Source organism: Megasphaera elsdenii DSM 20460 (genome assembly GCF_003010495.1).
GTDB classification, from domain to species: domain Bacteria; phylum Bacillota; class Negativicutes; order Veillonellales; family Megasphaeraceae; genus Megasphaera; species Megasphaera elsdenii.
The window spans coordinates 835,691-860,510 of sequence record NZ_CP027570.1 but is presented as its reverse complement, the minus strand read 5'-3'; the positions used below and the strand labels follow the sequence as shown (position 1 = coordinate 860,510).

Sequence of the window (24,820 nt, the reverse complement as noted above, 5' to 3'; positions counted from 1 at the left end):
TTCATTGTAGGGGCGACCACGTGGGGCGCCCGCTTCAGGATATGTGAATTTTCCAATCATTTTTCTAGGAGAATCCCCCAATTTCCGAACGGGTCGCCCACGTGGCGACCCCTACGATGAACGATTATCCCCGCGCTTCTGCGACCCTGGCGATGCCGTGGCGGGTGCGGTATTTCAGGAAAATCATCAAGGCCAGGGCAGCGACGAAGGCGCCGACGAAGAAGTACAGCGTCACGGCGTAGCTATTGGTATTTTCTTTGATAAGCGACAGGACCAGGGGACCGGCGACGCCGGCAGCCCCCCAGGCCGTGAGGATACGGCCGTGGATGGCGCTGAGGTATTTCGTGCCGAAGAGGTCGCTGAGATAGGCCGGCATGCACGAGAAGCCGCCGCCATAGCAGGAGATGATGAGCAGGACCAGGACCTGGAAGCTAAAGGCGCTGGTAACGCGGGCCAGCTGCCAGAAAGCCAGGATTTCGATAAGGAAGAAGAGGACGTATGTAGCCGAGCGGCCGAGGTAGTCGGATACAGTCGCCCAGGCAATGCGGCCGGCACCGTTCATGAGGCCGATGAGGCCCACCATGGAAGCCGCTGCCAACGGCGACATGCCGACGACGTCCTGGGCCATCGGCGAGGCGACGGACAGCAGGGCGATGCCGCAGGTGATGTTGGTGAAGAAGAGCCACCAGATGGCGTAGAACTGCCAGGTCTTCATGGCCTGGCGGACGGTGAACTGCGGCTGGGCGTCGGCATATTCGACAGTTCCTTCTTTTTCGGCCTTGGCCGGGACGTCACCGGCAGCAGGCGACGCCAGGTAGAGCGACGAAGCCGTCATGATGACCATATAGACGCAGCCAAGGATGATGAAATTGGCGACCAGGCCGAAATGCTGGACCAAGAGCTGCATAGCCGGGCCGGCAATGAGGCTGGCAAAGCCGAAGCCCATGATGGCCAGACCCGTAGCGAAGCCCCGGTTTTCCGGGAACCATTTGACCAGAGTCGATACGGGCGTGATATAGCCCGTTCCCAGGCCGATGCCGCCGATGACGCCGTAAAAGGCGTAGAGCATGGGCAGGCTGTGGGCGTAGAGAGCTGCTGCCGTACCGAACATGGCCGTGACGAAGCAGGTCATCGATAAGAGGCCCGATTTACGGGGCCCGATTTTCTGGACAAAACTGCCCAAAAAGCCGGCCGACAAACCGAGGAACAAGATGGCCAGGGAAAAGGTCCACGTCGTTTCCTTGAGGGTAAATCCCATAGATTCCATAATGGGCTTGGTGAGGACGCTCCAGGCATAGACACTGCCGATACAGAGGTGGAGCCCCATGGCAGACAGGGCGATGAGCCAGCGATTTCGTTTCATTAGACAACACTCCTTATGAGGAGCCAGGCTGGCGAAAAAAAATACCGGCCGCCTGGCTCAAGAATATGTAGCATACTCTTGCCCAGACGGTCGGCATGAAAGGGTCCGTACAGTTCACGTGGTGACTCCACTTGATTCCGTCAGTCCTGTACGGATCTGCTGATGCGTTTATTATACGAATATGGACAGAGATTGTCAATATCCTTTTTTAGGCGGCCGGCGAAAAGGGAACGTAAGGCTGGCTGGAAACAGCCGGCTTACTTGTCTTAGCCGTATCCGCTTTGGCAGCGGTCTTCACCGTCGTCTTAGCTGCCGTTTTAGCCACTGTCGCAGCCGTTGTCTTTACGGCCGTATCTGCTTTAGCAGGTGCTTTGGCCGCAGCCGTAGAAGCTGCCGCCGTGGCTGCTTCTTTCTTCTGCTGGGAAGCTAATTCAGCAGCCTGGGCCTGTTTTTCCTTGATATCCGACAAGGTCTGGCCTGCCGGTGCCTGGCGCAGGATATAGACGTTTTCTGCCGGTTCGACCGGTTTCAGTACGGAGAAGCCATAGCTCATGAGTTTCTGGGCATCGCCGAAGCGGTCGTCCGAATTCATGATAGAGGCGATGACGGTCCGGCCGTCCTGCGTAGCCGATGCGACCAGACAGGGACCGCCGGCATTGGTCGTACCGGTCTTGATGCCGTTGGCACCGGGGAAGCCGCTGGTCAGGAAATAGTTCGTCGTCGTGCAGTGCTTGGAGCCGCCGTTGATATAGGGCATGTCGTATTCACTGTGGCTGACCATATCGCGAAATTCCGGCAGTTTCATGCCGTAAGCGGCCATCGTCGCCATATCGCGGGCTGTCGAATAGTGGTCGCTGTCCGGCAGGCCATGGGGATTAGCGAAATGAGTATTCGTACAGCCCAGGGCGGCTGCTTTTTCGTTCATCTTGGCGACGAAATCGGCCTGACTCGGCGTAACCGTTTCGGCGACGGCAATGGTGGCATCACAGCCGGATACAGTCATCATACCGGTCATGGCATTGCGCAGGGTAATCTGGTCGCCCGGGTCGATACCCAGGACGGACGCATCGCTTTCGATATCGTAGACATCTTTCGTAATGTTGATAGGCTGATCCAATTTACCCTGTGCCTTTCCCAGTTCGACGCCTAGGATGCAGGTCATGATTTTCGTCGTGCTGCCCGGATAGGCCCGGTCATCGGCATTTTTCGCATAGAGCGTGTCGCCTGTATCGGCATCCATGACATAGGCAGCATGAGCACTGATTTCAGGCGGCTGCGGTGTATCGGCAAAGACAGCAGCCGATACGGTCAGGCAGGCCGCAGCGGCCAGACAGAGGATTTTTTTCAAAGACATAGCGTACACTTCTTTCTCTATAAGGGATTTTTCGCAGCCATCTTTGGCTTGCGGGGATATTTCTTGGGGCTTTCCTTTACTTTTTCGATATAGAGGACAGCGCGGACATCGTCCAGGCCTGGCAGGCGGACCGGCCGGACTTCGGCGACTTTGCCGCCCAGGATCTGCAGGGCTTTTTCGCCTTCCGCCAGTTCTTCTTCATACTGGGCCCCTTTGAGGGAAATGAAATAGCCGCCGGTCCGGACGTAAGGCAGGGCCCATTCGGCCAGGATGTTCAGGCGGGCCACGGCCCGGCTGGTGACGATATCGAAGGCACTGCGGTATTCCGGTTTATGGGCCATTTCTTCAGCCCGGCCGTGGAGGAACGAAGCGGTCAGTCCCAAATCGCAAACGACCTTTTCCAGGAAAGTCAGCCGCTTCTGCAGGGAATCGAAGAAGGTCACCTTCAGATCCGGCCGGTAAATGAGCAGGGGCAGGCCGGGAAAGCCGGCACCGGTCCCCAGATCGAGGACGCTGGCGCCATCTTTGAAATAAGCCGGGTCATAGCAGGACAGGCTGTCGGCCATGTGCTTGATGGCGACGCCTTTCGGATCGGTAATGGCCGTCAGGTTCATGACCTTGTTCGTTTCGACTAAAGCTTCGTCAAAGGTGCAGAACTGTGCCAGCTGGCTTTCTGATACGCTGAGGTCCATGGCCTTCAGGGCCTGTGCTAATTCACTGCGAAACATGATTTTTTTCCTCCCGGCTGTGCTGTTCCAGTACGATGAGCAGGGCCGTGATATCCGCCGGCGAGACGCCGGAGATACGGCTGGCCTGGCCCAGGGACAAGGGCCGGATTTCGTCTAGTTTCTGCCGGGCTTCGGCCGACAGGGTATCGATATCGGCATAGACGATGTCGGCAGGCATCTTCTTCTGTTCCAGGCGGTTCATCTTTTCAACCTGTTCCATCTGACGGCTGATATAGCCTTCGTATTTGATCATGATCTCGATTTCTTCTTCCACATCGGCAGCCAGTTCCGGCAGGTCGAAGACCGTCCGCAAGGCTTCATAATCGACATCATTGCGGCGCAGGAGGTCATAGGCCGTAATAGCCGTGTGAATCGGTGCCGTACCCAGGCGTTCCAGTTTTTCCAGGTTGGCCTTGGACGGCGTGACCGAAATCTCTTTCAAGGCGGCAATGCCCTGTTCGATAGCCTCTTTCTTGGCCGAGAAACGGTCGTACCGTTCCTGCGTGACCAGGCCCAAATCGTAGCCTTTCTGAGTCAGGCGCAGGTCGGCATTATCCTGGCGCAGGATGAGGCGGTATTCGCTGCGGCTGGTCATGATGCGGTACGGTTCATTCGTGCCCTTGGTGACCAAGTCGTCGATGAGGACGCCGATATAGGCTTCAGAACGGGTCAGGATGAACGGATCCTTCCCCTGTATCTTCAAGGCCGCGTTGATGCCGGCCATGAGGCCCTGGGCAGCCGCTTCTTCGTAGCCGCTGGTGCCGTTGGCCTGGCCTGCCGAGAAGAGGCCGGAAATCTTCTTCGTTTCCAGCCATGGTGTGAGCTGTGTCGGATCCAGGCAGTCGTATTCGATGGCGTAACCAGGACGCATGATCTTGACATCTTCCAGGCCCGGAATGGTCCGCAGGAAGGCGTACTGGACGTCAGCGGGCATGCTGGTGCTCATGCCCTGGACGTACATTTCTTCCGTCGATTCACCTTCCGGTTCGATGAACAACTGATGCCGCTTCTTATCGGCAAAGCGGACGATTTTCGATTCGATGGACGGGCAGTAACGCGGGCCGATGCCGGTGATGATGCCGTTACACATCGGCGCCCGATCGAGGTTGTCGCGGATGATCTTATGCGTTTCTTCATTGGTGAAAGTCAGCCAGCAGCATTCTTTGTTGCGGTCCTTGCGTTCCGACAGGAAAGAAAAGGCATGGCCGTCTTTATCGCCTTCCTGTTTGGCCATTTCGTCCGTCCGCAGGGTGCGGCGGTCGACGCGGGCCGGCGTCCCTGTCTTGAAGCGCATGAGCTTGAGGCCCGCCTTGAGGAGCGACCCCGACAGGTCTTCGGCCGAGCGCTGGCCGATGGGGCCGCCGGAATAGGTGCAGGTGCCGATGATGATTTTCCCCTTGAGGTAGGTCCCCGTCGCCAGGATGACGCACTTGGCTTTATAGACTTCGTCCAGTTCCGTCCGGACCCCGATGACGGCGCCGTCTTCGACGAGGAGATCCGTAATCATGAGCTGCTTGACATCGAGGTTTTCCTGGTTTTCCAGGGTCTTGGTCATGGCCAGCTGGTACATCTTCTTATCGGACTGGGCCCGGAGCGAATAGACAGCCGGTCCCTTGCCGGTATTGAGCATCCGCATCTGGAGGCAGGTCTTATCCGTATTGATGCCCATTTCCCCGCCCAGGGCGTCGATTTCCCGGACGAGATGGCTCTTGCCCGGACCACCGACGGCGGGATTACAGGGCATGAGGGCAATATTATCTAAGTTCAACGTCGCCATCAGGGTCTTGGCGCCCAGACGGGCACTGGCCAGGGCCGCTTCACAGCCGGCATGACCGGCACCGATGACGATGACATCGTATGTATCGACTACAAACATAGTTCCACCCCTTTATTTACCTAAACAGAATCGGCTGAATATTTCTTCGACCATATCGTCGTGAACGGTATCGCCAGTAATCGAACCCAAGAGGTCCCAGGCTTCGCGCAGGTCGACGACGGCACAGTCGACAGGCATGCCGGCTTCGATGGAATCGAGGGCCCGTTTCAAGGCTTCCCGGCTCTGGCGCACCAGTTCGATATGGCGCGTGTTGGTGAGCAGGGCGCTGCCGGCCGTATCGGCATGGGACAACGCCAGGGACAGGAGCTGTTCTTTCAAGGCTTCCAGGCCTTCCCCGGTGCCGGCCGACAAGGACAGGACGGGATGACCATACTGTCCCAGGTCTTTTTCCGCAACGACAGGCGTCAAGTCGCTCTTATTGAGGACGATGAGGACATTTCGCTCCTTCGTGTTCTCCAGGATGGCCCGGTCTTCCTCGGAAAGGGGCCGCGAGCTGTCGATGACGACGAGGATGATATCGGCCTTATCCATGTAGGCCTTGGCCTTGGTGACGCCGATTTTTTCGACTGTATCATCGGTCTCCCGGATACCCGCCGTATCGACGAGGCAGACCGGGACGCCCTTGAGGGAAATCCATTCTTCCAGGACGTCCCGCGTCGTCCCCGGCACGTCGGTGACGATGGCCCGGTCTTCCTGGAGCAGGCGGTTCAGCAGGCTCGACTTGCCGGCGTTCGGCGTGCCGGCAATGGCGGCCATGACGCCGTCGCGAATGATGCGGCCATCGTGGGAAGCTTCCAGCATCTCATCGAGGGACGCCAGCTGCTTGCGGATGGCACCGGCTACATCGGGGACCGTAATGTCTTCCAGGTCTTCTTCAGGATAATCGATAGTCACTTCCAGGCGGGTAATGAAATCGGTCAGCTCATGGCGCATGGCGCCGATGACCTTGGACAGGCGGCCTTCGAGCTGATTGACGGCACTGGTCAGGCCCTGACGGCTCTTGGCCTGGATAACATCCATGACGGCTTCGGCCTGGGCCAGATCGATGCGGCCGTTGACAAAAGCCCGCTGCGTAAATTCTCCGGGATTGGCCAGACGGGCGCCGTGGGCCAGGACCAGGCTGAGGATTTCTTCCAGGGCTTTGCGGCCGCCGTGGCACTGGATTTCCAGTACGTCTTCTGCCGTATAGGAATGGGGGCCCTTCATGATGAGCATCAGTACTTCATCGACAGGGCGGCCGTCATCGGCGACGACGAGACCATGCTGGATGGAACGGTCCCGGCGCTGGGCCAGGGGTTTTCCGGAAGGACTGCGGAAAATGGCGTCGCCGACCGCATAAGCATGGCTGCCGCTGATACGGATGACGCCGATACCGCTTTCCCCCAAAGGAGTGGCAATGGCCGCAATCGTATCGGTCGTATCGTACATAGGTCAATACTCCTTTCATATTCTAAAAGGAGCTGCCTCGATGTGACAGCTCCTTATATAATCCATAAACTAAATACTTATTCCTGGCTATAGATGACGACGTGGCGATAGGGATCCTGGCCTTCACTTTCCGTGCGGACCTGGGGATCGTTCTGCAAGGTCACGTGGATGATCTTGCGTTCATAGCCGTTCATCGGTTCCAGGACAACGCGGTCGCCGCTCTTTTTGACGCGGTTCGCCAGGCGGATAGCCAGCTGTTTCAGCGTTTCTTCGCGGCGATGGCGGTAATTTTCGACGTCGAGCATGATGAAATGACGCGTCGTTTCCCCCTGGTTCGTCGTCAAGTTGGTCAGGTACTGGAGTGCGTCCAGGGTCTGGCCGTGTTTGCCGATGAGGATGCCCAGGTTCTTGCCATGCAGGTGAAGCAGGACTTTATCGGACTTGATCATCTTTTCGATGACGACGTCGATGCCCATGTTCTTGAGGACTTCCTGGAGGAAGGCTTTGGCCTTAGCCGCTGCTTCTTCTGCCGTGAAGGCTTCTTCAGCAGCTTCGGCCGTTTCCGGTACAGCCAGTACCGTATCTTCCTGAGGAAGGCTTTCTGCTTCTACGCGGACAGCCGGTTCGGCAGCTTCCGGAGCCGCCGTTTTTTCGGCTTCTTCCAGCTGGCTTTCCATAGCCGGGACGACGGGTACGCCTTCTTTTTCGGTGATACGTACCTTAGCCGGCTTGCTGCCGAAGCCGAAAAAGCCGCTTTTCGGTTCTTCCAAGACTTCGATGTCGACTTCATCTTTCATTCTGCCGAGACGTACCAGGCCGGAACGGACGGCATCTTCAATCGTTTTTCCTGTAGTTTCGATGGTACTCATGCTTCTGATCGTGCTCCTTTTTTCTTGAGGTGGGTCATGAGGTACTGCTGTGCCCACTGGAATACGTTAGAAACAACCCAGTAAATGACCAGGCCGCTGGGGAAATTCAAACTGATCCAGCCGATGAACAAGGGCATGACGATCTTCATGATCTTCTGCTGCTTGGCCTGTGCATCCGAAGCCGCTACCTGCGCACCGGACATCTGGTTCTGGATGAAATAAGTCGAAACTGCCGACAGTACCGGCATGATATATGTGGGGTCCGGCTGGCCCAGGCTGGGAAGCCATAAGAAGCTTTCGAAAGCCGGGTCATAGGGATATTCCCGGAGAGCATAGAAAATAGCGATGAGGAATGGCATCTGAATGAGGATCGGCAGACAGCCCGACAAGGGGTTGACGCCCATTTCCCGATACAGTTTGGTCATTTCTTCCTGCATCTTTTTCTGATTGCCCTTATATTTCTTCTGTAATTCTTTGATCTTAGGCTGCAAGGTCTGCATGCCTTCCATGGAACGGATCTGTTTCGCCGTAAGCGGTGCCAGAACCAATTTGATGATCAAAGTAAGCATGATAATGGCAGCGCCATAGCTCGGATAGCCTACATTCTGGGTAAATGCATAGCAGTAATTCATGAATGTCGTCATAATACCGCTGAGGACATCCATTATTCCACTGAAAAAGCCCAATACGCTCAACTCCTGTTCAGTTGTAAAAATAGGGATCTACGGTACCGGATCATATCCGCCTTTGTGAAAGGGATGGCATTTTAAAATGCGCCTTAGTGCCAAATAACTCCCTTTGACAGCACCGTACTTCTGCAAGGCCTCGACGGCATAAGCAGAACAAGTCGGATAAAACCGGCAGCACGGCCGGTGAAGGGGCGATATGAACAACTGGTAAAACCGGATAAGGGCTATGAAACACCGTTTCATGTGTCATCACTTCTTCTTTAATACCCTGGCATGCCGGAATAACTGCAGGATGCTGTGTTCTGCGTCTTTGTATCCGGCGTATTTTAAACTGCTGCGGCCGATGAGGACCAAGTCGAAACCATCGCGCAATTCAAACTGGTGCAGGCGATAGACTTCCTTCATCAGGCGGCGGCAGCGGTTGCGTTCGACAGCGCAGCCGATTTTCTTACCCGTTACGAAACCAATCCGGGTCGGCTGTTTCGGTGAGCGCGGCAGGACGTACAGGACGACGCGGCGGTTGACATACGACTTGCCGCGGCGGTATACGAGCTGGTACTCATGATTTTTGCACAGCCGTTGCTCTTTTGTTAGTTCATACATACGTAATTGTCCTAAAAATGCCAGAAAAACAGAAAAATTCCGCCATCCGGAACTTTTCTGTTTATCTCGTAATAATTAAGCAGAGAGTTTCTTTCTGCCTTTCATGCGGCGTTTTTTCAAAACCATGCGGCCGCCTTTTGTCTTCATTCTTTCGCGGAAGCCATGAGTTCTCTTTCTCCACAATGTATTCGGCTGATATGTCTGTTTCAAGCTAGACACCTCCTTTGTCGTCATTGACAGTAAATGAATTTACACCATAACAGGTTAATTATAGTAAGCCAGCTTCTGGCTGTCAAGTCCCATTTTTTGAGCCCTATGCTTTTTGCGTATACCTTCTGTATAAGTATTCCAAGAAAATTTTCTTCCCATAATTTCGGTTTTGTTGTAAAATGTGGATAGATAAATAAGTTGTCAACAATCTATCCACATTTTGTGGATAAGTGGATAAGCCCTCGGAAATTCGATGATTATCGTCTTTCCGCCTTTTTGTGTCCCCCTTATCCCCTTTATCCACAATTCAGGCTATACACATATACACTTTATATGGTACACTCTATGTCACGCACAATTTTACGCACAGATTGGAAGGATTATTATGGACCTGCTCAGCTTATGGGAAAAAATGCTGGCTAACCTGAAACAAGTCTTGCCCAAAGAGATTTTTACCAACTGGTTTGAAGGCAACATCATTCCCTACTCTTATTCTGAAGAAGAGAATCTTCTCATATTGGACACGATGACGAATTTTCTCCGCGATTACGTCAGCAAAAAATATACGGACATCCTGGAGACGGTCGCCCAAGACGCCATCGGCCGCCCGACGCGGGTCCAGCTGATCACAAGCCAGGAAAAGAAACCTGCCGGGGAAAGCCAGTCCGAAGCCGTCGCCGAAACCATTACTCTGCCGTCCAAGCCGGCTGCCACCCCTGCACCGACGGAAACTGTAGTCCCGGATACGCACTCCGTCCCGTCAGGACAGACAGAATGGGTCCAGCCTGAGTTGCCCATCAGTGACGACAATACGGCTCCGATGCCCATCGTCAAAGAAGCCGTTCCCGTCAAACCCGATGAAACCCCTTATAATAATAATTTAAATAAAGATTATACCTTTGATAACTTCATCGTCGGCAACAGCAACCGCGTCGCTACGGCCGTGGCCAAGTCCATTGCAGCGGCACCGGCCCAGAAGTGGAATCCTTTCTACATCTACGGCGGCAGCGGCCTGGGCAAGACACACCTGATGCACGCCATCGGTCACGAACTGCTGAAGAACTTCCCCAATATGCGTCTCCTCTGTATCACCAGCGAAGACTTCGTCAACGAATTTATCCAGTGTATCCAGGACAAGAACACGGAAAGCTTCCGCCGCCGTTACCGCAACGTCGACGTCCTCTTCGTCGACGACATCCAGTTCCTGGGCCGTGGCGATAAAGAAAGCTCGAAAGAAGAATTTTTCCACACCTTCAATAAGCTCTACCAGGACAAAAAGCAGATGGTCTTCACCAGCGACCGGCCGCCACGGGATATCAAAAAATTGGAAGAACGCCTGCGTTCGCGCTTTGAAAACGGCATGGTCACCCAGATCGAACCGCCTGATCTGGAAACGCGCACGGCCATCTTGCGGGCCTGGGCTGAAAAAGAAAATATCACCTGCGACCTGGATGCCCTCAATTATATCGCAGCCAATGTCAGTGAAAATATCCGTAAACTGCACGGCGCCTTTATCCGTGTCCTCCTGGAAGCGTCACAATCCAAGAGCAACGTCACTTTGCCCCTGGTCAAGCATGCCATCCACTATATTACGGATGCCCAGGATGAGAAGAAATACATCACCATCGATGAAATCACGACCTATATCTGCCAGCACTATAACATCAATTATAAAGAACTGATGGGCAAGAAAAAGACCAAGGACATCGCTCTGCCGCGGCAGATTGCCATGTACATGTGCCGTGAACTGACGGGGAATACCTATCCCCATATCGGGACAGCCTTCAACGGCCGCGACCATACGACAGTCATGCATGCCTGCTCCCAGATCCGGAAAAAAATCGACAAGGACAGCCATTTCAAGGAGCATCTGGAAAAGATGATGAATGAAATCCGCGGTGTGGATAACTAGGCGGATAAAATTGTACATACATTGTGGATAAGTCGAAAAAAGAAATCCACAGTGGAAATGTGGATAAAAATCAACGTTTTATCCACACATTGTCCACAGGTGTGGATAGGTTAAAATAGCTGACTTTTTCCACTTATCCACAAATTCACAGCCACTATTACTAAGACTACTATTTTTTAATTCACATTTAATTAATTTACTCAGCGCAGAAAAGAGGATAACCCATTGAGACTAAAACTGAAAAAAGAAGATCTGAACAAAGGCCTGCAGGCAGTCCAGAAAGTCGCTCAGAACAAAAGCAACAACATATCTTCTGAAAACGGCTTGCTTATCAAAGCCCTGCATGGTATCATCGAGTTCCAGGCCAATGACTACGACATGGGCATCAAGATTACAGTTCCCGGCATCATTGAAGAAGGCGGGGAAGCTTTTATTGCCAATCCGTATTTAATGGAATTGACCCGGCGCCTGCCCAGCGATGAAATCGAAATCATCAAGGAAGATGCCGATACGCAGCTTATGATCAAAGGCGGCAAACTCAAGTTTGAATGTCTGACCATGAATCCCGATGATTTCAATGAAGTCGAAATCGTCGAAAACGGCTATGCCAGCTTTACGACGACGAGCGTCGTCATGAAAGACCTCATCGATAATACGTCCTATGCCTGTGCCACCGACGTGGCCCGGCCGATTTTCATGGGGACTTACCTCGATGTCCAGGGCGACCAGATGACCATGGTCGCTACGGATACGCACCGCCTGGCTTTGAAGACGGCCACCTTGGATGAACCTGTGGATAATCCGCTGCAGGCCGTTATCCCCAGCCGACTGTTATCAGAAATTTCCCGCCAGCTGCCGACGGATATCCCGGAAACGGTAGAAATCACGGCGGTCCGGAATTACCTGGCCGTCCAGTTCGGCAATGTCTACATCCGGACGCGGCTCATCGAAGGGGAGTTCCCAAATTATCGGCGCGTCATCCCGAGTGACTTCAAGTGCGTCGTCACCGTAGACCGGGCGGAATTTACGGGCGCCGTCGAACGCGCTTCCATCGTAGCCAAAGATGCCCAGTACAACGTCATCAACTTCATCGTCGCCGACGATCAGATCAAGCTCATGAGCCAGCATCCCGATTACGGGACCGTCGAAGATTACGTTCCCTGCCATCTGGAAGGCCAGGGCCTGGATATTTCCTTTAACGGGAAATTCATCCTCGATATCCTGAAACATTGCCATGATTCGGAAGTCATCTTGAAATCTAAGGAAAACAGCCCCATGCTGGTCCAGGATAAAGAAGATACGTCTTGTGTATTTGTTGTAACGCCTATGAGGACAAAATGATGGAAACAGTAACTATTACGACCGCGATGATCCAGCTCGACCAATTCTTGAAATGGGCCAGTATTTTACAGAGCGGCGGTGAAATCCGCTTCCTGCTGGACGAAAAGAAAATTTTTGTAAATGGAAATTTATGCACTGCTAAACGCAAAAAACTCTATCCGGGAGACAAAATCGAAATTAAAGGTATCGGTACGTATTTGATTAAAGGTGAATAATTATGATGATTGAATCGGTCCGGCTCCACCGTTTCCGCAATTATGAGGACGAAGTGATCACTTTTCCCAAAGCCATCATCCTCCTGTACGGGAGGAATGGCCAGGGCAAGACGAATCTCCTGGAATCCTTATATATGGGAGGCATCGGCAAGTCCTACCGGGGCATAGCCGACGCCGACCTCATCAGCTGGAACCAGGACCAGGCCAGCGTCATCATCCAGTTCAGGCGGAGCGAAACGCGGCAGCAGCTGAAGATCATCTTATCGAAGACGGCCAAGAAAGAACTCTGGGTCAATGAAACAAAAGTTCCCCAGAAGGAACTTGTCGGGACGCTCAACGAAGTCCTGTTCTCGCCGGACGACCTGCAGCTCATCAAGGGCAGCCCGTCCCTGCGGCGCCGGTTCATGGACATGGAGATTTCCCAGGTCAGCCGGTCCTATTACCAGGAACTGCTGCAGTATAACCGGGCTATTTCCCAGCGCAATCTCTTGCTGAAGAAAATGAAATATGAAGGCATCCATCCCATCGAGGAATGGGACCGCCAGATTGCCGGCTTTGCGGCCTCGCTGGTAGCCAAGCGGCTTTCGGCCCTGCACAAGCTGGCCTTTCTGGCCGGCGTCCTCCACAAGCGATTGAGCCGGGGCCAGGAGATGCTGGACCTAACATATGTTCAGCCCTACGGCGGCGGCGACCGGAGCCATCAGACCGATCCGGAATGGTACTATACGCTCTTGCAGCGCCATCTGGAAGAAGACGTCCGCCGTCAGGCAACATCCGTCGGCCCTCATCGGGACGACCTCGTCTTTTCCGTCGGCCCGGCAGACCTGCGGAAATACGGTTCCCAGGGACAGCAGCGGACGGCCGTCCTGGCCTTGAAATTATCAGAGCTGGAATACGTCAAGTCCGAGACGGGCGAATATCCCGTATTGCTCCTGGACGACGTCATGAGCGAACTGGACCCGGATCGCCGGCAGGCCTTGCTCGACTTTGTCCGCGACCGTATCCAGACGTTCATTACGACGACGGAGCCGGACATCTTTGCCGGCATGGCCGGGTGTCATCCCATTTGTATTGAAAAAGGGAAGGTGCTGTCTCATGGAGGAACGCAGTCTTGAATTAAAAAAAGCCGGTTTAGCCATACCGAAGGTATTGGAGCAGAACCGGCTTCTTTTGCCCTATCACCTGTACCAGGCCAAACGGGACTGGAAGCAGATTGCAGGCGAACAGATTGCTAAATATTCATATATATTAGATTTTAAGGATAAACAGGTCATCATTGCCGTCATGAACCCGGTCTATATGAATTACTTGTTTATGTATAAAAATAAAATAATAGAGGAAATTAATTCTTATGTCGGGCATCGGGCCATTGCCGATGTCCGTTTTGTCAAAAAGGGAAAGAAGCCGGTCCGGACGGTCTATGAGACCCTGGAAGGCGAGGTGGAAGATGTCTTTCCTAAAGAGACTATCAGCCAGGTGCGCCTGGATGACGCAACGGTGGCCCATATCCGTCGGGAAACGGCTCATCTGCCAGAAGGGCTGCGGGAAAAAGTCGTTCAGCTCCGCTTTGCCCAGGCCAAGCGGAAGAAGGCCTATGAGCTGGAAGGCTTCGCCGCCTGTCCCCGCTGCGGCCGCTGGATGGCGCCTGGCGAAAAGGAATGTCTCTTTTGCCGCAGTGAGGCCCGGCAGGCCTTGAAACGGCAGATCCGTTCCCACCTCGACGACATGCCCTGGCTGTCGTGGGAAGCCCTGGCCGCTTATCTCCAGGTACCGGTGACGGCAGGCGATGTGGAACAGGCGTATAATGAAGTCCGCCGGAACCTGATTTATACGTATATTGAAAAGGTCTATTATGAATACGATACGGCGGCCGATGATTTCACTCTGGCCATGCTCATCACCCGCCGCGTTCCCGGCGAGATTCCGCCGAAATTCATTGAGAACCTCGTTGCCAAATATAGGAGGAAAGACGACCATGTATCTTCACCTGAGCCGTGAGATTTCCATCCCTGCCGGCGATATCGTCGCCATCATCAATCTGAACGGTCATCCGGGCCGGTCCGTCCGCAAGCACCTGTGCCTTCCCCTGGTGGCTGTCGACGGGATACCGGAAAGGGACTGGCGCTGTCTGGTCATCACGGGAGAACAGGTCTTTGCCCTGCCGGTCACGGGGGAAACGATGGTCCGGCGTTATCAGAAGTGCCTGCGCCAGGCAAGGTATGTATTCAAAAATGTTTGAATTTAAGGTATAATAAAGTGTTAGATTGCCTAAATGGATCACTAAAATTGCAAGAAACAGGAGTTGAGAATCTCTATGTCGAAAGACAAAGCTAGATATGGTGCCGAACAGATTCAAGTATTGGAAGGCTTGGAAGCCGTCCGCAAACGGCCTGGGATGTACATCGGCAGTACATCGACACGAGGCCTTCATCATCTGGTCTACGAAGTCGTCGATAACAGTATCGACGAAGCCCTGGCCGGATATTGTACGCACATCGAAGTGACGATCCAGGAAGATAACAGCATTACTGTCGTCGATAATGGCCGTGGTATCCCCGTAGCCATGCATAAGATCGGCAAGCCCGCTGTCGAAGTCGTCCTGACTGTCCTCCATGCCGGCGGGAAATTCGGCGGCGACGGCTATCCTATCTCCGGCGGCCTCCACGGCGTCGGTATTTCCGTCGTCAACGCTCTCAGTGTCTGGACGAAGGTCCAGGTCAAGCGCGATGGCTACTTATGGGGCATTTCTTTCACCCGCGGCGTGACGGACGAACCGCTCCGGAAAATCCGTCCCCTGGAAGCTGGCGAAGAAACGGGGACGAAAGTTTCCTTCAAGCCGGACCACGAAATCTTCCCGGACACGGTCTATGATTTCAATACTTTGAAGACGCGCCTGCGCGAACTGGCCTTCCTCAATAAAGGCCTGCACATCACGCTGACTGACAAGCGCGGCGAAGGCAAGAGCGAAGTTTACTGCTACGAAGGCGGCCTGACATCGTTCGTCGAATTTCTCAACCAGAGCCATCAGGCCGTCAACCCGACGATCATCAACGTCGACGGCGAAAAGAATAAGGTCATCGTCGATATTGCCATGCAGTACAACGACGGCTACAGCGAAAATATCCTGACCTTCGTCAACGATATCTTCACCGAAGAAGGGGGCACGCACCTGAGCGGCTTCCGGTCCGGCCTGACGCGTACCATCAACGATTATGGCCGCAGTGCGGGTATCATTAAGGAAAATGAAGACAACTTGTCCGGCGAAGACGTCCGCGAAGGCTTGACGGCCGTTATCAGCGTAAAGGTCCGGGAACCGCAGTTCGAAGGCCAGACCAAGACCAAGCTGGGCAACAGCGAAGTCAAGGGCATCGTCGACAATATCATTTCAGATGGCTTGAAGGAATTTTTTGAAGAACATCCGTCCGAAGCCAAGGCTATCATCACCAAGACTATTTCTGCGTCCCGCGCCCGCCAGGCCGCCCGTCGTGCCCGGGAACTGACGCGCCGCAAGAATGCCCTGGAAATCAGCAGCCTTCCCGGTAAATTGGCAGACTGCTCGGAAAAGAATCCGGACCAGACGGAAATCTACCTGGTCGAAGGGGATTCGGCTGGCGGCAGTGCCAAGCAGGGCCGTGACCGCCGTTTCCAGGCCATCCTGCCCTTGCGCGGCAAGATCATCAACGTCGAAAAAGCCCGCCTCGACAAGATCCTGGCCAATGATGAAATCCGTTCCATGATTACCGCTTTCGGTACGGGCATCGGCCAGGAATTTGACTTGAGCAAACGCCGTTATGATAAGATCATCATCATGACCGATGCCGACGTCGACGGCGCCCACATCCGGACGCTGCTCCTGACCTTCTTCTATCGCTTCATGAAGCCCCTCATCACGGATGGCCACGTCTATATCGCCCAGCCGCCGCTCTACCAGGTACGTAAGGGCAAACAGGTCTGGTATTTCTATACGGATGAATCGATGCAGGCCAAGCTCGATGAACTGGGCCGCGATAACAACAGCGTCGTCGTCCAGCGCTACAAAGGCCTGGGCGAAATGAACCCGGAACAGTTGTGGGAAACGACGATGGACCCGGAAAACCGGACGATGCTCAAAGTCGAACTGGAAGATGCTGCCGAAGCGGACCGCATTTTCTCGGTCCTCATGGGTGACAAAGTCGAACCACGCCGCAAGTTCATCGAAGAAAACGCCAAGAAAGTCCGCAACCTGGATTTATAAGAGGAGACATTATGCCGAAACTTTCCCGAAAAATCGAATTGTTCACAGAATCGGTCATCGCCCGGATGTCGCGCATTGCCGAAGCTTCCGGAGCCATCAACCTGGCTGAAGGGTTCCCTGATTTCCCGCCGCCTCAGGCCATGTGCGACCGCCTCAGCCAGGTCGCTCAGGAAGGACCTCATCAGTACAGTATGGACCCTGGCGCAGCCAATCTGCGCCAGGCCATGGCCGACTGCCGCCGGCAGTTCACGGGACAGACTATCGACCCGGAAAAAGAAGTCGTCGTCACCTGTGGCGGGACGGAAGCCTTGATGGCAGCCATGATGACCCTCGTCGACCCTGGCGATAAAGTCATCCTCTTTTCGCCTTTTTACGAAGCGTACAGCACGGATGCCCTGCTCTGCGGCGCCGAACCGATTTACGTTTCCCTGCGGGAACCGGACTATACTTTTGATGGCGATGAACTGGAAGCGGCTTTTAAACAGAGGCCGAAAGTCATTTTTCTGTGCAACCCGTCCAATCCCTGCGGCAAGGTCTTCAGCCGTGACGAGTTGATGGTCATTTCCGGCCTGGCTGAAAAATACGATACTTTCGTCGTCATCGACGAAGTCTATGAACACATCCTATATGAACCGACGGAATATACGTATTTTTCGACCCTGCCCGGCATGTACGGACGGACCCTCTGCTGCGGTTCCTTGTCCAAGACGTATTCCATCACGGGCTGGCGCCTGGGCTATATCTTTGCTCCGCCGGAAATCACGGAAGCCATCAAGAAGCTCCACGTCTACCTGACCATCAGCGCGCCCAGTCCGCTGCAGGAAGCGGCTATCACGGGCCTTCGTTTCGGGCCGGACTATTACCAGGGTCTGCGGGCCATGTACACGCGCAAGCGGGATTTCGTCATGAAGCGCCTCGATGATATCGGCATCGGCCATAATGTACCGCAAGGGGCTTTCTACATGCTCGTCGATATCGGCGGCTATGGCTATGACGACGATGAGGCATTCTGCCGGGATTTGGCGGAAAAAGTCGGCGTCGCCCTGGTGCCGGCGTCGACGTTCTTCATCGAACCGGTCCATCACCTGGCGCGGCTGCAGTTCGCCGTCCGCGACGAAACCCTGGAAAAGGCTATGGAACGGCTCGAAAATATTTCTATCTTGAAAAAATGATCTGCTTTACCCTGTGTATGGGAGGGGATTTCGATGAAAAAATGGCAAATACTCTTGACCAGTCTTTGTTTCACCGTCACGGCCATGACCGCCCTGGCTGCAGAGGCGCCGGCAGCTGGCAGTACTGAAAAAGCGGCAGCCATCGTCCTGACAGACCCGACGGTCAATGTCAAGAACCTCAATGACTTTTACATCCTGAAAGGGAGTACCTACGATAAGGTCACGGGACTGCTGCAGAATTTGCCGTCCCAGACGACGGGACTCGTTGGCAGCTACTATTTCCGCGTCGATAAGAACCTCGTCGGCGATTACTTCTATCATGTAAAGGCCTATGATACGGCATCTCACGTCCTCATGGGCAACTATTTCGTCGCCAAGGATGAAAGCTGTGCCTGGAAACTGCAGGCCGGCGATGATGCGGCCCTTATCTACGGCAATACGGAAAAACTCATGGACAAAGTCGAAGTCGTCGTCTATCCGAAAAAGATTCCCCTGGGCAGCTACGGCATCATCCGCGTCCACGTACCGGGCATGATTCCTTATGACGTCAAAGCGACGAGTTTGAATACCAAAATCGCCGATATTACGGAAAAAATGAATATCCATCCGCTGCAGGCCGGCAAGACCGACCTGGTCATCGACGTGAAGATCGGTGATACTGTACGGACTGTGACCAAGACCCTTACCATCGTCGACGAAGCCGACCGTCATGGGAGTGAATCGTCCCACAGTGGACCCGGTGTCGGCGTCGGCATCGGCATTGGCTGGGGCGGCGGCTGGCACCACCACGGTGGCATCGGCATCGGCGTCGGTCCTTGGTGGTAGCGAGGTAAAAGGAGGGTGTATCTATTGTGGAGTTTTCCCTAGGGAAACAATTTATCGTCATCATTTTGCTGATTTTTGGCAATGGCATCTTTTCGCTGTTGGAAATGGCCATCGTCAGCTGCCATCAGTCGCGGCTGGAAGCCCTGGCCGATGAAGGCAGCAAATCGGCGGCCATCGTCCTGAAACTGCGTGAAAATCCGAATAAGATGTTTTCCATGGTCCAGTTCGGCATTACCCTGGTCAGCCTGCTCACCGGTGTCTACGGGGGCACGGAAATGGCCGGGCCCTTGTCGAAATACGTCGCCAAGATCCCCGGCCTGGAAAATTATGCCTATACGATCAGCCTGACGGGCATCGTCGCCTTCATCACCTATTTGACGATCATCCTCGGTGAAATCGTACCCAAGCGCATTGCCATCGACAAACCGGAAAAAATCGCCTGTCTCCTGGCCCGGCCGATGCTCTATTTTTCCGTCCTCTGTACACCGGTCGTCTGGATCCTGTCCTGGTCGACGGCAGTGGTCACGAAAATCATGGGCGTCAACAAGCCAGAAGTCCTGCCCGTCACAGAAGATGAAATCAAGCTGCTCCTGGAACAGGGCGTCGAACTGGGGGCCTTTGAAAAAGAAGAGCCGGAACTGGTAGACCGCGTCTTCCGCCTGGCCGATATGGACGTCGGCGATATCATGACCAACCGGACCCAGGTCGATTGGATTGACGTCGAGGACCCGGAAGAGACGATGATGCAGGAACTGGTGGCCTTCAATCACAATACCCTGCCCGTAGGCCGGGGTTCCCTGGATGATTTCATCGGCATGATTTCCGTCAGCGAAATCTTTCAGAAATACTATGCAGCTGTCCGCAAGGAAAAGGACGTTTCTTTGACAGCTATCGTTGAAGAGAGCGTCCACAAGCCGATTTATATTCCCGAATCCATGGACATCATGAAGGTCGTCCACGTCTTTCGCGAACACAGTGTCCATGAAGTCGCCGTTCTCGATGAATACGGCAATTTCAGCGGCATCCTGACGCTGCACGATATCCTGGAAGAATTAGTAGGCATCATGCCGGCCGGTGAAGAAGAAAAGAAAGAAGAAGCGAACCGCATCATCCAGCGCGGTCCCAATGAATGGCTCATGGAAGGCCTGCTGACCATTGAAGAGTTCAAGGACTTCTTCGACATCGAAGAGGACCTGCCCGAAGAAGACGAGGACCTCTATAAGACCCTCGGCGGCCTCATGACGTATGGCGTAGGCCGCATCCCGCGGGAAACCGATACGTATGAATGGGAAAATTTCACTTTTGAAGTCATGGATATGGATAACCTGCGGGTCGATAAGATTTTAGTGACCCGCAAGGAAATCCCGGATAGCGATGAAAAAGCGGAGAAGGGCAATGAAAAATAGTCAGCCTTTAAGAAAGGAAGGTTATATGGAAAGAGAAGAACGCCAGGCCATTTACCAGGTGTCTACGCTGCAGGCCCTGGCCCGCGGCAATTATTACGGCAGCACGGATATGGAAACACTGCTGCTCCATGGAGATACGGGGCTGGGCACGTTTCATGCCGTAGCCGGTGAACTCATCGTCATCGACGGCCACGCCTACCGCGTCTTAGGCGACGGATCGGCAGTAGAAGCGGCTCAGACCGATACAACGCCCTTCGCGACGGTAACGTGGCTGCGGCAGCAGGAGCCAGTCTTGCTGAAACATCAGCCTTCGATTGAAGCCTTGAAAGAAATCATGACGGAACATGTCCGCCGGCTGGGCATCAACGACGTCTACATCGTCCGCATCGACGGTCATTTCCGCCGTGTGTCGGCCCGGACCGAGCTGGAGCAGCAGGAGCCTTATAAGCCCTTTGCCAAAGTCCTGGAAACGGATGAACGCCGCTTTACCTTTGAAAATATAGACGGCAGCCTCATCGGGATTTACATTCCCGACTACTTGAGCGGTGTCAATACGTCGGGCTGGCATTCCCACTTCATTTCAGCGGACCGGAAAAAAGGCGGCCACGTCTTTGACCTGGATCTGGAAGAAGGCCGGGTCATCTTCAACAAAGCCGACCGCTTCATCCTCGACATGCCTCATAACAAGCAGTTCGAACGAGGTGACCTGACAGCAGCTTCACAGGAAGAAATCAAACAGATTGAACAAGGGAAATAAAAAAATAACCTGTCATTAGCATTTTTTTGACAGGTTATTTTTTATTTCGTATAATATCATCCGGTGTTGTCACGAACAATAGGCGGTTACTTAAGACCCAGAAATGGGGCGAGGCCCATGGATCATCTGAATATTACATTGTTACTTCTGATTGTCTTATTTACGGTTTTAAATAAAAAATAATCGCCTTTGCATCTCCAAGCAGTAAGGCGATTATTCTTTAGTGCTATTTGGGGCTGACCCGTTACGGACAGCACCTTTTTCATGTTTATTTTACCCTTTCCGCTAAATTACGTCAAGTTTATTATTCACATTTAGTAGAACGGAGAAATAGATTTTTCAGGACCTCGTGGGGGTCCTTTTTTTCTTTGATGATGGCATGGACGGCTGCCGTAATGGGCAGTTCTACGCCGTATTTTTGGGATAAGTCGAGGAGGGCTTCGGTCGTGCTGACGCCTTCGGCCAGTTTTTTGAAGGGCCTGCCTTCGATGAAGTCCTGGCCGAAGCGGCGGTTATTGCTGTGCAGGGAAAAGAGGGTCGCTTCGTAGTCGCCGAGGTGGCTCAGACCGTAGACGGTCATGGCCTGGCCGCCCATGGCGGCGACTAGGACCGAGAGCTCGTGAGCGCCGCGGGCCATGAGGGCCCCTTTCAGGCTGGTCAGATGGGCGCCGTCGAGCATACCGGCGGCGATGCCCATGACGTTCTTGGCGGCAGCGCCGATTTCGATGCCTAATAGGTCCTGACCATAGTAGAAGCGGATGAGGGGACTGGTGAAGGTATCGACTAAGAAATGGGTCAGGCCTTCATCAGCCGAGGCGATGACCATGCAGTTGGGCATGCCGCTGATGAAATCCTGGACGTGGCCCGGACCGACCCAGACGGCCGTGCGTACGGCCGGTTCCAGTTCTTCGGCCATGACCGTCGTCAATCGTTTGCCGCTCCCTTCCTCCAGGCCCTTCATGGCCAGGACAAAGGGCAGGGATGGGGCAAAGCCGGCTGCTTTCAGCTGACGGGCAAAGGAGCGCAGCTGCTGGGCGCTGATGGAGATGATGCAGATATCGGCAGCGTCCAGGGCGGCCTTCAGGTCCGATGTCAACGAGATGGAAGCGGGAAGGCTCAGGTATTCGTTCTTCCGGGTCTCTAAAAGTTCCTGCAAGTGCTGCGAACCGGGACGGCCCCACAAGGTGACGTCATGGCCGATGTGGTCGGCGTACCAGGCGTGGAAACTGCCCCAGCGGCCGCAGCCTAAGACGGTAATCTTCATGGAATACCTCCTTTGAGCTTACAGTTTGGCAATGACGGCGTCGCGGTATTCTTCCGTCGTGGCGCTGCCGCCCAAATCCGGTGTCAGATGCTGTTTTTCGGCCAGGACTTCGTCGACGGCTTTGCGGATCTTGGCGGCAATAGCCGTTTCGCCGATATATTCCAGGAGCATGCAGGCCGACCACAAGAGAGCCGTCGGGTTGGCGATGTGTTTACCGGCTATATCCGGGGCACTGCCGTGGACGGCTTCGAACATGGCATAGTCGTCGCCGACGTTCATGGACGGGAGCAGGCCCAGGCCGCCGATGAGACCGCTGGTCAGGTCGGACAGGATGTCGCCATAGAGGTTGGGCGTGACGATGATATCGAACTGTTCCGGACGCATGACCATCTGCATGCACGTGTTGTCGACGATTTTGTCGTCGCTTTCGATTTGCGGATAATCCTTGGCGATGGTGTGGAAGATGTCGAGGAACAAGCCGTCGCTCATCTTGAGGATATTGGCCTTATGGACGCAGGTAACCTTTTTGCGTCCATGGGCTACGGCGTAGTCGAAAGCGGCCTTAATGATGCGTTCACTGGCCTTGCGGGTGATGAGCTTGATGGCGTGGACCGTGTCTTCATTCATCTTGTATTCGACGCCGATGTACAGGTCTTCCGTGTTTTCCCGGAAAGTGACGATGTCGACGTTGGGGAAGGGCGTCTTGACGGCTGTGTTCGATTTGGCCGGACGGATATTGGCATAGAGGTCGTATTTGTTGCGCAGCGTGACGTTGAGCGAGCGGAACCCCTTGCCGATAGGCGTGGTGATTGGCGATTTCAGCAGGAGACGGGTCTTTTCAAACGAAGCGAAAGCGTCGTCCGGGATGAGGGCGCCGTGGCGTTCATATTCGGCAGCGCCGACGTTGAAAATTTCATAGGAAAGGGGAGCCTTGGCGGCGTCGAGGATCTGCAGAACAGCGTCGGTGATTTCCGGGCCGATGCCGTCGCCTTTGAATACGGTAATTGTCTTCATGATTTATCTGTCCTTTCTGGGAATATAATCCATCAGGTCGCCGACGTATTTCGCTGCCGGACGGACGATACGGTTATCATACAGCTTGTGTTCGATGTTGTGGGCCAGCCAGCCGACCATACGGCTGATGACGAAGAGCGGTGTATAGAGGTCGCGCGGGATGCCCAGCATATTGTAGGCGAAGCCGCTGTAATAATCGACGTTGCTGCACATGTTGACGCCTTTTTCTTCTTTCAAGGTCTTCATGGCCAGCTTTTCGAAGCGGTTGTAGAAGCGGAAGATATCGGTCATGCCTTTTTCCTTGGCCAGGATGCCGCAGTAGTGGCGCATGATTTCGGCGCGCGGGTCCGACAAGGTGTAGACGGCGTGGCCGAAGCCGTAGACCAGGCCATCGTGACAGCCTTTGAATTTCTTATTGAGTATCTGGTGGATGACGTCGACGATTTGTTCATCTGTGGCCTTAATGCCGATGGCGTCGATGACTTGTTCCATCATCAGGGAGACGCGGATATTGGCGCCGCCGTGACGCGGTCCCTTGAGGGCGCCGACAGAGCTGGCCATGCTGGAGTAGAGGTCCGTATCCGTCGACGAGACGACGATATTGGTGAACGTCGAGTTCGTGCCGCCGCCGTGGTCGGCGTGGAGAAATAAGAGGAGATCCAGGAGCTGCGCTTCTTTCGGCGTGAACTTGCTGTCCGGCCGCAGCATGGACAAGATGTTTTCAGCCGTCGAATAGTCTTTGCGGGGATAGTGGATGACCAGGCTCTTGCGGTTGTAATAATGGACTTTGGACATATAAGCATAGACCGCGATGGACGGCAGCTTGCTCATGATGTTCAAGCCCTTTCGGAGGGTCTGGTAGACGTCGGTGTTATCCGGGTCGGGGTCGTAGTTATAGAGGGTCAGCAGGGCGTGCTGCAGTTTATTCATTAAGTTCTTGCCGGGCAGGCGCAGGAGGTTCATTTCCAGGAAGTCGTCCGGCAGGTCGTAGCCGTTTTGTAAAACCTTGCAGAAGGCATTCAGTTCATCTTCAGTCGGCAAATAACCGAAGAGGAGGAGAAAGCTGGCTTCTTCGTATAAATAGCCTCTATAATTTTCCACTTTAGCCAGCTCGCGAATGTCGATGCCGCGATAGTACAAGACGCCGTCGCAATCGACTTTTTGGCCTTTTTCGTCGCGCTGGTAGCCGACGACATCGGCAATGCGGGTCAGGCCGACGAGGACGCCAGTATGATCTTCATTGCGCAGGCCGCGCTTTACGCCGTACTTGGTGAACCATTCGCGGGGAATCTGTGTGTAGTTCTGTGACTTGCCATAAAACTGGGCTAAATAAATATTTTTGTCCAAGATGATTCCTCTCTTTCCTGCAAGTATGAATATGGAAGAATAACTTATAAAATATCGGTTATCTACGAATATTCATAAATTTTATTTTGGGAATAATTTTTAACATATTCCTACAAAGTATAAGTTATTATAGCATAATTATGGAGAAAGTAAAATGAAAATCGCGTAAAGTATAAAACGTTTTAAGGGTAGCCATGGCCGTTTTAATTATGATATAATATTTACTGAAATGCTTAAATTTTTATATTGTGA

General features: G+C 53.8%; 24 protein-coding genes and 1 riboswitch. Of the genes, 11 read left to right on the top strand and 13 right to left on the bottom strand.

Features of this window, described 5'->3' with window-relative positions; genetic code table 11:
* Positions 1-124 precede the first annotated feature (124 nt).
* From C6362_RS04060 to rpmH, 10 genes are all read right to left on the bottom strand, one after another.
* A complete protein-coding gene (locus tag C6362_RS04060; RefSeq protein ID WP_014015479.1) occupies positions 125-1,363 on the bottom strand; it encodes an L-lactate MFS transporter in 1,239 nt (412 codons plus the stop codon).
* A 73-nt stretch (positions 1,364-1,436) separates the two neighbouring features.
* Positions 1,437-1,521, bottom strand: a riboswitch (ZMP/ZTP riboswitch).
* A gap of 50 nt (positions 1,522-1,571) precedes the next feature.
* A complete protein-coding gene (locus C6362_RS04055) occupies positions 1,572-2,717 on the bottom strand; it encodes a D-alanyl-D-alanine carboxypeptidase family protein (protein WP_014015478.1) in 1,146 nt (381 codons plus the stop codon).
* A 17-nt stretch (positions 2,718-2,734) separates the two neighbouring features.
* The gene (gene rsmG, locus C6362_RS04050) at positions 2,735-3,445 is read right to left on the bottom strand and encodes a 16S rRNA (guanine(527)-N(7))-methyltransferase RsmG (RefSeq protein WP_014015477.1); all 711 of its coding nucleotides are present in this window, start codon (positions 3,443-3,445) and stop codon (positions 2,735-2,737) included.
* Positions 3,432-5,321, bottom strand: a complete 1,890-nt coding sequence (gene mnmG / locus C6362_RS04045; protein ID WP_014015476.1) for a tRNA uridine-5-carboxymethylaminomethyl(34) synthesis enzyme MnmG — start codon at positions 5,319-5,321, stop codon at positions 3,432-3,434. The genes rsmG and mnmG overlap by 14 nt, the downstream gene beginning before the upstream one ends.
* A 12-nt stretch (positions 5,322-5,333) precedes the next feature.
* Positions 5,334-6,710, bottom strand: a complete 1,377-nt coding sequence (mnmE, locus tag C6362_RS04040; RefSeq protein ID WP_014015475.1) for a tRNA uridine-5-carboxymethylaminomethyl(34) synthesis GTPase MnmE — start codon at positions 6,708-6,710, stop codon at positions 5,334-5,336.
* 77 nt (positions 6,711-6,787) lie between these two features.
* On the bottom strand, positions 6,788-7,579 hold the full coding sequence (gene jag / locus C6362_RS04035; protein ID WP_014015474.1) for an RNA-binding cell elongation regulator Jag/EloR: 792 nt from the start codon (positions 7,577-7,579) through the stop codon (positions 6,788-6,790).
* A complete protein-coding gene (locus tag C6362_RS04030) occupies positions 7,576-8,244 on the bottom strand; it encodes a YidC/Oxa1 family membrane protein insertase (RefSeq protein ID WP_036205049.1) in 669 nt (222 codons plus the stop codon). Before C6362_RS04030 ends, jag begins: the two co-directional genes overlap by 4 nt.
* 57 nt (positions 8,245-8,301) lie before the next feature.
* Positions 8,302-8,511 carry a membrane protein insertion efficiency factor YidD gene (gene yidD, locus C6362_RS04025; RefSeq protein WP_071821835.1) on the bottom strand — a complete coding sequence of 70 codons (210 nt, stop codon included), beginning with the start codon at positions 8,509-8,511 and terminating at the stop codon, positions 8,302-8,304.
* A 6-nt stretch (positions 8,512-8,517) separates the two neighbouring features.
* Positions 8,518-8,871, bottom strand: a complete 354-nt coding sequence (gene rnpA / locus C6362_RS04020) for a ribonuclease P protein component (protein ID WP_014015472.1) — start codon at positions 8,869-8,871, stop codon at positions 8,518-8,520.
* 75 nt (positions 8,872-8,946) lie between these two features.
* A complete protein-coding gene (gene rpmH / locus C6362_RS04015) occupies positions 8,947-9,081 on the bottom strand; it encodes a 50S ribosomal protein L34 (protein WP_020310268.1) in 135 nt (44 codons plus the stop codon).
* Positions 9,082-9,466: 385 nt separating this feature from the next.
* Between rpmH and dnaA the strand changes: the two genes are divergently transcribed.
* The 11 genes from dnaA to budA all read left to right on the top strand — a co-directional run bounded on the left by dnaA (position 9,467) and on the right by budA (position 20,943).
* Positions 9,467-10,993: a chromosomal replication initiator protein DnaA gene (dnaA, locus tag C6362_RS04010; protein WP_014015471.1), complete on the top strand. Its 1,527-nt coding sequence runs from the start codon at positions 9,467-9,469 to the stop codon at positions 10,991-10,993.
* A gap of 225 nt (positions 10,994-11,218) precedes the next feature.
* Complete coding sequence (gene dnaN, locus C6362_RS04005; RefSeq protein WP_014015470.1) at positions 11,219-12,334, top strand: DNA polymerase III subunit beta; 1,116 nt, start codon at positions 11,219-11,221, stop codon at positions 12,332-12,334.
* Positions 12,334-12,549 carry an RNA-binding S4 domain-containing protein gene (locus tag C6362_RS04000; RefSeq protein WP_041647081.1) on the top strand — a complete coding sequence of 72 codons (216 nt, stop codon included), beginning with the start codon at positions 12,334-12,336 and terminating at the stop codon, positions 12,547-12,549. Before dnaN ends, C6362_RS04000 begins: the two co-directional genes overlap by 1 nt.
* 2 nt (positions 12,550-12,551) lie before the next feature.
* Positions 12,552-13,664: a DNA replication/repair protein RecF gene (recF, locus tag C6362_RS03995; protein WP_014015468.1), complete on the top strand. Its 1,113-nt coding sequence runs from the start codon at positions 12,552-12,554 to the stop codon at positions 13,662-13,664.
* Positions 13,645-14,547 (top strand): DUF721 domain-containing protein, encoded by a 903-nt coding sequence (locus tag C6362_RS03990; protein ID WP_014015467.1) that lies wholly within the window; start codon positions 13,645-13,647, stop codon positions 14,545-14,547. The genes recF and C6362_RS03990 overlap by 20 nt, the downstream gene beginning before the upstream one ends.
* A complete protein-coding gene (locus C6362_RS03985; RefSeq protein WP_014015466.1) occupies positions 14,525-14,788 on the top strand; it encodes a hypothetical protein in 264 nt (87 codons plus the stop codon). Before C6362_RS03990 ends, C6362_RS03985 begins: the two co-directional genes overlap by 23 nt.
* Before the next feature lie 75 nt (positions 14,789-14,863).
* A complete protein-coding gene (gyrB, locus tag C6362_RS03980; RefSeq protein WP_014015465.1) occupies positions 14,864-16,783 on the top strand; it encodes a DNA topoisomerase (ATP-hydrolyzing) subunit B in 1,920 nt (639 codons plus the stop codon).
* Between the two features lie 11 nt (positions 16,784-16,794).
* Positions 16,795-17,955 carry a pyridoxal phosphate-dependent aminotransferase gene (locus tag C6362_RS03975; RefSeq protein WP_014015464.1) on the top strand — a complete coding sequence of 387 codons (1,161 nt, stop codon included), beginning with the start codon at positions 16,795-16,797 and terminating at the stop codon, positions 17,953-17,955.
* A 33-nt stretch (positions 17,956-17,988) separates the two neighbouring features.
* Entirely contained in the window at positions 17,989-18,780 is a 792-nt protein-coding gene (locus tag C6362_RS03970) for a hypothetical protein (protein WP_014015463.1), read from the top strand.
* Positions 18,781-18,806: 26 nt separating this feature from the next.
* On the top strand, positions 18,807-20,186 hold the full coding sequence (locus C6362_RS03965) for a hemolysin family protein (RefSeq protein WP_014015462.1): 1,380 nt from the start codon (positions 18,807-18,809) through the stop codon (positions 20,184-20,186).
* Between the two features lie 25 nt (positions 20,187-20,211).
* The gene (gene budA / locus C6362_RS03960) at positions 20,212-20,943 is read left to right on the top strand and encodes an acetolactate decarboxylase (RefSeq protein WP_014015461.1); all 732 of its coding nucleotides are present in this window, start codon (positions 20,212-20,214) and stop codon (positions 20,941-20,943) included.
* A gap of 304 nt (positions 20,944-21,247) precedes the next feature.
* Here the strand turns inward: budA and C6362_RS03955 are convergent, their stop codons facing one another.
* The 3 genes from C6362_RS03955 to C6362_RS03945 are packed head-to-tail and all read right to left on the bottom strand — an operon-like array spanning position 21,248 to position 24,568.
* Positions 21,248-22,207, bottom strand: coding sequence for an NAD(P)H-dependent glycerol-3-phosphate dehydrogenase (locus tag C6362_RS03955; RefSeq protein ID WP_014015460.1), 960 nt, complete (start codon positions 22,205-22,207; stop codon positions 21,248-21,250).
* Between the two features lie 18 nt (positions 22,208-22,225).
* Positions 22,226-23,221: an isocitrate/isopropylmalate dehydrogenase family protein gene (locus C6362_RS03950; protein ID WP_014015459.1), complete on the bottom strand. Its 996-nt coding sequence runs from the start codon at positions 23,219-23,221 to the stop codon at positions 22,226-22,228.
* A 3-nt stretch (positions 23,222-23,224) separates the two neighbouring features.
* Entirely contained in the window at positions 23,225-24,568 is a 1,344-nt protein-coding gene (locus tag C6362_RS03945) for a citrate synthase (RefSeq protein ID WP_014015458.1), read from the bottom strand.
* Positions 24,569-24,820 lie beyond the last annotated feature (252 nt).

Coding starts and splice junctions, on each gene's coding strand:
- C6362_RS04060 (WP_014015479.1), bottom strand. CDS start 1,363: ATGAAACGAAATCGCTGGCTCATCGCCCTGTCTGCCATGGGGCTCCAC.
- C6362_RS04055 (WP_014015478.1), bottom strand. CDS start 2,717: ATGTCTTTGAAAAAAATCCTCTGTCTGGCCGCTGCGGCCTGCCTGACC.
- rsmG (WP_014015477.1), bottom strand. CDS start 3,445: ATGTTTCGCAGTGAATTAGCACAGGCCCTGAAGGCCATGGACCTCAGC.
- mnmG (WP_014015476.1), bottom strand. CDS start 5,321: ATGTTTGTAGTCGATACATACGATGTCATCGTCATCGGTGCCGGTCAT.
- mnmE (WP_014015475.1), bottom strand. CDS start 6,710: ATGTACGATACGACCGATACGATTGCGGCCATTGCCACTCCTTTGGGG.
- jag (WP_014015474.1), bottom strand. CDS start 7,579: ATGAGTACCATCGAAACTACAGGAAAAACGATTGAAGATGCCGTCCGT.
- C6362_RS04030 (WP_036205049.1), bottom strand. CDS start 8,244: ATGGATGTCCTCAGCGGTATTATGACGACATTCATGAATTACTGCTAT.
- yidD (WP_071821835.1), bottom strand. CDS start 8,511: ATGAAACGGTGTTTCATAGCCCTTATCCGGTTTTACCAGTTGTTCATA.
- rnpA (WP_014015472.1), bottom strand. CDS start 8,871: ATGTATGAACTAACAAAAGAGCAACGGCTGTGCAAAAATCATGAGTAC.
- dnaA (WP_014015471.1), top strand. CDS start 9,467: ATGGACCTGCTCAGCTTATGGGAAAAAATGCTGGCTAACCTGAAACAA.
- C6362_RS04000 (WP_041647081.1), top strand. CDS start 12,334: ATGGAAACAGTAACTATTACGACCGCGATGATCCAGCTCGACCAATTC.
- recF (WP_014015468.1), top strand. CDS start 12,552: ATGATGATTGAATCGGTCCGGCTCCACCGTTTCCGCAATTATGAGGAC.
- C6362_RS03990 (WP_014015467.1), top strand. CDS start 13,645: ATGGAGGAACGCAGTCTTGAATTAAAAAAAGCCGGTTTAGCCATACCG.
- C6362_RS03985 (WP_014015466.1), top strand. CDS start 14,525: ATGTATCTTCACCTGAGCCGTGAGATTTCCATCCCTGCCGGCGATATC.
- gyrB (WP_014015465.1), top strand. CDS start 14,864: ATGTCGAAAGACAAAGCTAGATATGGTGCCGAACAGATTCAAGTATTG.
- C6362_RS03975 (WP_014015464.1), top strand. CDS start 16,795: ATGCCGAAACTTTCCCGAAAAATCGAATTGTTCACAGAATCGGTCATC.
- C6362_RS03970 (WP_014015463.1), top strand. CDS start 17,989: ATGAAAAAATGGCAAATACTCTTGACCAGTCTTTGTTTCACCGTCACG.
- budA (WP_014015461.1), top strand. CDS start 20,212: ATGGAAAGAGAAGAACGCCAGGCCATTTACCAGGTGTCTACGCTGCAG.
- C6362_RS03955 (WP_014015460.1), bottom strand. CDS start 22,207: ATGAAGATTACCGTCTTAGGCTGCGGCCGCTGGGGCAGTTTCCACGCC.
- C6362_RS03950 (WP_014015459.1), bottom strand. CDS start 23,221: ATGAAGACAATTACCGTATTCAAAGGCGACGGCATCGGCCCGGAAATC.